1 protein-coding gene is annotated in these 1,381 nt (G+C 58.9%); it reads right to left on the bottom strand.

Features of this window, described 5'->3' with window-relative positions; all coding sequences use genetic code 11:
- Positions 1-56: 56 nt before the first annotated feature.
- Positions 57-1,253, bottom strand: a complete 1,197-nt coding sequence (locus tag APH36_RS30320) for an IS256 family transposase (RefSeq protein ID WP_060501916.1) — start codon at positions 1,251-1,253, stop codon at positions 57-59.
- Between the last annotated feature and the right edge of the window lie 128 nt (positions 1,254-1,381).

The following is a 1,381-nucleotide window of genomic DNA, read 5'->3' as shown; positions in this document are numbered from 1 at the left end:
ATCGTGTCCCAGGAAGTGGTGTAACTCATCATGGCTCTTGCCATTAAGTTCGCCGTTTAGTTGATCACAGCTGACAGCTTGGCTTGTGGATTATCGCTGACCGCTTCGAAGGCCTCCAACTGCATGTAACGTCTTTGCAGGCACCACTCGTCGTTCTGCTCCAGCAGCATCGCGCCTACCAGCCGTGTGATGGCCGGATCGTTGGGGAAAATCCCCACGACATCGGTGCGGCGTTTGATTTCAGCGTTGAGCCGTTCAAGCGGGTTGGTGCTGTGTAACTGCTGCCGGTGCGCCTTGGGAAACGCCATGTGCGCCAGAACTTCATCCTCGCAGCCGTCCATGAGCGTTGCGATCTTGGGGTACTTTTCGCGCAGTTGATCAGCGACCAAGCGCCATTGTTGATGGCATTCGGTGCGACTGTCCTGGGCAAAGACCGTGCGTAACAACGCCGCCACCATCGTGCGCTGACCTTTGCCGACGTGGGCCATGGCATTGCGCATGAAATGCACACGGCAGCGCTGCCAGGTCGCGTTGAATACCTTGGAAACAGCCGCCTTGAGCCCTTCGTGGGCGTCGGAGATGACAAGCTTCACGCCCCGCAAGCCACGTCGCATGAGGCTGCGCAGGAAGTCTGTCCAGAACGGCTCAGCCTCTGACGGCCCAACCCGCATGCCCAGGACTTCGCGGCCACCGTCGGTGTTCACGGCCACGGCGATTATTACGGCGACCGAGACGATGCGCCCGGCCTCCCGCACCTTGACGTAGGTGGCATCGATCCAGAGATAGGGCCAGTCGCCTTCAAGCGGGCGATCAAGGAAAGCGTGAACGCGCTCATCGATCTCACCCGCTAGCCGTGAAACCTGGCTTTTGGAGATACCGGTCATGCCCATGGCCTTGACCAGCTCGTCCACCGAACGCGTTGAAACGCCTTGGATGTAGGCTTCCTGGATCACCGCCGCCATGGCCTTCTCGGCGGTACGTCGGGGTTCGAGGAAGCCAGGAAAGTAGCTGCCTTGGCGCAGCTTCGGGATCTTCAGGTCAACGTCGCCGGCGCGGGTTTGCCAAAGGCGATCACGGTAGCCATTACGGCTATTTGTCCGGTCTGGGCTTTTGACATCGAAGCCCGCGCCGCACAGGCCTTCGACATCGAACTCCATCATGCGCTGGGCAACGAACTGGATCATTTGCTTGAGCAGATCAGCGTCTGCCCCTTTCTCAACCAACTCGGTCAATGCGATAGTGGGCTTGGTCATCGTGGTTTCTCTGGTGAGTGTTTGGTCTTCGCAAACTCAACGTTAGCCAAGAACCACGATGACCATCCTCTTTCGCCCGCAGGGCGCCTTCGGCTGGTTCAGTTACACCACTTCCCGGGACACGATCT

The organism is Pseudomonas sp. NBRC 111133, from assembly GCF_001320605.1.
Lineage (GTDB): Bacteria > Pseudomonadota > Gammaproteobacteria > Pseudomonadales > Pseudomonadaceae > Aquipseudomonas > Aquipseudomonas monteilii.
Note: the sequence above shows the minus strand (reverse complement) of the source record. Positions and strands in the feature narration are given on the sequence as shown.